Here is a 5,959-nt window from a genome sequence, read left to right on the forward strand (position 1 = left end):
CGTTTATGGGCTTCCCAAGGATTTCGATAAATGGGTAAGTACACATCTAAATCTTGGGGATTCTTCTTGAAATGGGCAATGAGAGCAGGCATGGTGGCATTTTGCCGGGTTAATTTGCCATCTTTGATTAATGCCCCACCAATGCTCGTCCAGGGGTATTCAGTTGCCCCAGCGAAGCCAATGCTTGTAGCTTTGCCATTGGTTAATTTGATTTGTGCCGAACCTTGGATGTGAATCATGTAGGCATCCAAGCGATCGCGAAACCAAAGCATCTCTAAACCACGCAGTTGACTTTTATCCCCCTGCAACCCATCCGTACCTTCTAATTCAACCCTTTTTGGATGTGGCTTTGCCCATTTATCGAAATCCTTGGGAAGCCCATAAACGGGATATTTATATTGGGCAGTACGAACTCGACTGGCAGTAAAAATTGGTTCATAATAGGCAGTGAACTTGACAGTTCCTTTACCGTCATTACCAATCGATTTATAAAAGGCAAACTCTCTCCTAACCTTAGTTTGCAGTTGTGCTGGGGTTTTTGCTGCCACCACCAATTGTCGGAACCGTTGTAAACTTTTGCGTACCCGCTCTAAGGTAATGCCTTGTACAGGATAATTTTGATATAGGGTTGCAGCCCTTGGAGTATTCAAATAGCGCAAACTATAGTCAATCGATTGTAATAGGGCAGTGCGATCGCCTTTTTTACCTCGATTCCAAAATAACTGTTCATCCCAACCTAAGCAACCACGAGCGGGTTGACAATTTAAATCCATCTCCATCAATTTTAGAGGTGGAGTTAATTCGGGTTCAGGGGATGGTGGTAGCTGTTGTGGGGGGATTTGGGGGTTGTCAGGTGTGGGCAAGCTAGGTAATCTAGGGAGACTGGGCACCTGAGCAACAACAGATAGAAATGGTATCAGGGCAGCAATACCTAGACTCAAGGAAAGTAAAGCAAACTTTTTGTTCATTGTTTACGTGAATCGCTCGACACTAGAGCTAAAAATTGGTTCGACACGAATTGCTAGGACTTTGGAAGGACGGACAACCATATATTCACCCTGAATATTTTTGATCGGTACACTAATAAAATCATCAGAAGCAGCTTTAGGCATCAATTCACCGCTATACCATTTCTGAAATTCCTGAATCGTCTGAAAACGGATTTCTTCCCTGTGTCCGCCTTCCAACATCATGTGTACTACGTATTCGCTGGCTGTTCTAGGCATAATAGTTGAATCATTTTAAACATGTCCAACCCATTTTTAACTTCACAACTCCTGAATTGGGAAGAGGAGAAGCATCTTTGTTGCAGATAAAGGTAAGTATTAAAGTACCTGTATCAGGTTCTTATTGTCCCCTATGACGCTCATTTACCCAAATACAGTTCCTTACAAATGGGAAAAAAGGGAATTGGGAATGCTAATTTTCCGATCCGAACCCTATTAAGTCAACAACATAGTACAACTTGGCGCAAATAAATATACTATCCTGAATAGCTAAGAAGGTTATTTTGCCTTATTTCTTTTGCCTTGCTGTACTAGGGAATTAGGAATTTTGTCTGCGTTAAGTAAAACCAAGAAACCTATACAGTTTTTACATCGTTCTGTCAATTTGGGTAACATTGCCTAAAATAAGCTTTGAGGGTTTATGTCAAAAGCAAAAAATAAGCTTTTATGTTTGGCTTTATCCAAAGTGTTATCAGTTTTATATAGCAGTGCGAGGTAAATACAGGGTGGATGACGATTTTCAAACTTACTTGAATCGATTGGCGCGAATGACTCTACCAGAAGCTTATCAAGCTCAAGTCCAAAATATTCAAGAGTCTTACAAGTTCCAGAAAGCTGCCACGGGGGAACGACAAGCTGCATCATTCCCTGGTTATACGATTATTACTCCACCAAGCGAGGAAGATACCAAGAATGCTGGCTTTTATAAGCAATTGCAGGAGTACCAAGGGCAACTATTAAATTTGCCAATCAATCCCCAATTGTTTTTACCCATACCATCGGGAAGTTTTCATTTAACCTTAGCTGATTTGATTTGGGATAGTGCTTATCTTGATGCGATCGCACGTAATCCCGATTATGAATCTGATTTGCGATCGTGCTGTGCCAAAATTTTTGCCCAGTTTCAGCAATCCCCAAAACGTGAACCAAGTCCAATTCGTTTTTCGATACTAGGGGTAATGTTAATGCCGAGAGCGATCGCTGTTTGTTTGGTTCCTCAAGAACGAAGTAGCTACGAACAGATTCTTAATTTTCGCCGCACTACTTACCAAAACTCCCAATTAATGGGTTTGGGAATTGAGCAGAACTATCATTTAACTGCACATATTACCCTGGGATATTTCGGTGATATTACACCAGATTTAGATCGGAAAAAGTTTGCGGAAATGCTCTCGGAGTTGAATCAACAATGGTTAGGAAATTCCCCAGAATTTTTGGTTCATCGTGCCGAATTACGCAAGTTTGACGATATGACACGTTATTATCGTGAACCTGATTGGACTGCAATTGATTTTTGATTGAGTTTTAACTAGGCTAAATGTGGTTATCTCTAAAAATCGGGTTTCTCCCTAACGAAAATCTGAATCAGTACCAAAAACCAGGAAACCTGATTTTTCCCACCACGGAAAAACATCAATAACCTTTGCTCCAGAAAGCACTTAGAAAAGGGAGAAACCTGGTTTCTTTTGGTGTTGAATTAAAGATATAAGGCAATCGGGTTCTAATACTGCTCGCATAAGGTTTTGCTAATGAGAGAAACCCGGTTTCTATTTGATTTAAAACCTTATTACAAAGGGATTCGCAAGAATCCGGGTTTCTGAATTAATGCTTAACCGAGCAGTATTGAATCGGGTTCAGCAAACAATATAAATAAGGGCAAACAACCGTGGGTTCCCCTACGGTATTCTCGATTGCCAACTGTATTTCATTCAACTGAGATGTATTGATTTTCAGAGAAACCAGGTTTCTTGAGTAAGTCGCTATTTCGGCATAATTTATTCACTCGCTGAATAGAAGTGCTATTTTTTTGATTGTTTATTGTTGGGTTGGTGTTAATATAATCCCTTATCCATTCACAACTATACGCGAGTAATTTCTCTAATTCTAAAACCTTATCTAAGTCCCACAAAATCACTGTGTTATCGTTACTTGCAGAAACCAGTTTTTTACTATCAGAACTAAATTTAAGTTGGGTTACTCCGTCGTTATGGGCTTTTAATGTTGTCAGAAATGTACCATCGGATTTCCAAAATTTGATGGTTTTATCGATGCTCGCTGAAGCCATGATTTTTCCATCTGGACTAAATGTAATTGAGGTGATGGCATCGGTATGTTGATTGTTTCCTGTGATGGTTTTGATTAAACTTCCATCTGCGGTTTTCCAAAGTTTGATGGTTCTATCTAAACTGGTTGAGGCAATAGTTTTACCATTAGAATTAATGGCAATTCCGGTAACTTCGTCTTGATGACCATCTTTATCATTTTTAAGGGTACGAAGTGGTATTCCTTCTCGACTCCAAATTCTAATTGTTTTGTCGCTACTTCCTGAAACTAAAATTTTTCCATCTGAACTAAAGGCAAGTCGATTTACTTGTTTTGTATGTCCTTTTAAAGTTGTAATTTGAGTACCATCTTTTTTCCATATCTTAATGTCATTATCTCGACCAGATGATGCAAATATTTCACCGTCGGGACTAAATACAATACTACTTACCCAACGTTCATGGGCATTTTCTAAGGTTTTAATTAATTCTCCATTTGGTTTCCATAATTTAATACTTTTATCCAGACTTCCAGAAGCAATCATTTCACTTTTTGGGCTATATGCAACTGTATAAACCTTATCTTGATGTCCTATAAAAGTATTAATTAAAGTACCGTCGGATTTCCAAATTCTAATTGTTTTGTCGCTACTTCCTGAAACTAAAATTTTCCCATCTGGACTAAATTCAACTCCCCAGACATTATCTTGATGTCCATTGAATGCAGTGAGCAAGTTTTTCTCTGTTTTCCAGAGTTTAACAGCGCGATCGCGTCCTCCTGATGCCATACTTTGACTGTTGGGACTAAATGCGATCGCATAAATTCTATCGGTATGTGCTTTCAGGGTATTTTGTAATTTTCCATCCTGTTGCCAAAGTTTGATGGTTTTGTCTTGACTGGCAGATACTAGGGTTTGACCGTTGGGACTCCAAGCGATGTTGTAAACTGTATCGTTGTGTCCATTCAAGCTATTCAATAATTTCCCGTCGGATGTTTGCCACAGTTTAATGACTTTATCAGCTCCAGCAGTGGCAATTATTTCTCCATCTGGACTAAATGCAATTGTTCTCACTGCACTTTGGTGTTTTAAGGTATATAAAAGCTGGTAATTGGTTTTGTTAGTTTTTGATGCTGTAATATCACTCTGCCAAATTTTGACTGTGCCATCTTCACTTCCAGAAGCGATAAAATTACCATCTAGACTAAATTTGACTGCCCGTATGGCTGCTGTATGACCTTTAAGTTGAGTAATTAAAGTACCATCAAGTTTCCATATTTTTACTGTTTTATTTTTTCCCCCTGTGGCAATAATTTGCTGATTTGGGTTGAAGGAAACTGTGTAAATTTCCGCGTCATCATTCCAACTTCGCAATTGCTTATATTTGCCAAACTCATCCAATCCCCAAACTTTGACTGTTTTGTCATCGCTGACTGAGACAAGGGTTTTACTATCAGGACTAAATGCAACTCCCCAAACAGTACCTTTGTGTCCTGGAAGATTTGCGAGTAGTTTACCATCCTGTCCCCATAATTTTACGCTTTTGTCAGCACTTCCTGTGGCGATTAATTGATTGTTAGGACTGTAAGCAACTGCATAAACTGCTGCTTTAAAGTCAGATAAACGATTGAATTCGGCAAAGTTGGTATTCACATGTTGAAGTAAAGAAGCACTATATACGGCATTTTGCAAAGTCGCTTTCAGTGATTTTTCTGCGTCTTTTGCGTCATCCCCAACTAAATTTAAGCCTAAATTTAAGCTCCGAAATTTTTGCCAAGCTGCCATTGCTTCCACAAGTGCATCCAAACGATTGTTTGATGCTAGTAATGCTTGTGAGGATTTTTCTACTGCTAAAACTTCATTTACCTGTGCCCGTCGCGATTGTCGTAATGCATACCCAGCTAATATCAAAGATAATACCAAACCAACACTCAAACCAAAAATAGTTAAACGTCGATTGCGTTTTTGCTTATTTAATTTGCCTTGTCGTAAATCTAAACTTGCATTGATAAAATTGCGATCGCTTGTACTCAATTCTTCCAATCGCTGATTTTGCCAATGTTCTGCATCTGCTAGTGGTTTTCCTCGCAACAATACCCCGTTATCCCGATTACTCTTTTCCCATTGCCGAATCCCCAAGCGTAATTGTTCTTGCCAGTGACGAAATTCCCCATCTACTTGTATCCAATATTTCAATCTTCCCCAATTCCGTACCAATGCTTCATGGACTATTTCTACGGTTTCCCCACAAGTCGATTCATTGCGATTTGTCACCACCAAGCGCGAAGATGCTAACCTAGTTACCAAATCCCAGTTTTCTTCTTTGACTTCCTCACGCATTGCCAGTCTACGAGTAGGTTCGCAACCATCACCCAATTGTACCAACTGCATAAATATTCGTTGTGCGCGATTTCGGTCAATTTCCCCAAGAATCCCATATTCGGTTTCTGCGTGATTTGCTAAAGCTTCTTCAACTCCACCAATTTCTGTGTAAGCTGAATTTGTTAGTACTCCCTGACATTGTTTCTCCCATAATTGGGTCAAAGTGAATTCTAATAAAGGTAATCTTCCCGCATGTCCACAGACTGCACTAATGAACTGATTAGTCAATCCATCTTCAAGCTTAATTTGCATTCGTGCGGCAGGGGAAACGATCGCACTATACAATTCATCATGACTCATAGGTGCGAGG

The 5,959-nt window shown here is 39.6% G+C and carries 4 protein-coding genes; 1 reads left to right on the forward strand and 3 read right to left on the reverse strand.

Annotated features, from left to right (window positions below):
• Window positions 1-968, reverse strand: a 968-nt coding sequence (locus CK510_RS24890) for an MltA domain-containing protein (RefSeq protein ID WP_143289423.1), incomplete at its 3' end; no start/stop codon positions are given.
• Window positions 969-971: 3 nt separating this feature from the next.
• Entirely contained in the window at window positions 972-1,226 is a 255-nt protein-coding gene (locus CK510_RS24895) for a hypothetical protein (protein ID WP_095724236.1), read from the reverse strand.
• A 506-nt stretch (window positions 1,227-1,732) separates the two neighbouring features.
• Here CK510_RS24895 and CK510_RS24900 point away from each other — a divergent pair.
• Window positions 1,733-2,524 (forward strand): DUF1868 domain-containing protein, encoded by a 792-nt coding sequence (locus tag CK510_RS24900; RefSeq protein ID WP_095724237.1) that lies wholly within the window; start codon window positions 1,733-1,735, stop codon window positions 2,522-2,524.
• A gap of 407 nt (window positions 2,525-2,931) precedes the next feature.
• On the opposite strand, the gene CK510_RS24905 is transcribed toward CK510_RS24900, so the two are convergent.
• Window positions 2,932-5,959: WD40 repeat domain-containing protein (locus CK510_RS24905; RefSeq protein ID WP_143289424.1), on the reverse strand; the 3,028-nt coding region annotated here is incomplete at its 5' end.

The organism is Brunnivagina elsteri CCALA 953 (assembly GCF_002289455.1).
Taxonomy (GTDB): Bacteria; Cyanobacteriota; Cyanobacteriia; order Cyanobacteriales; family Nostocaceae; genus Brunnivagina; species Brunnivagina elsteri.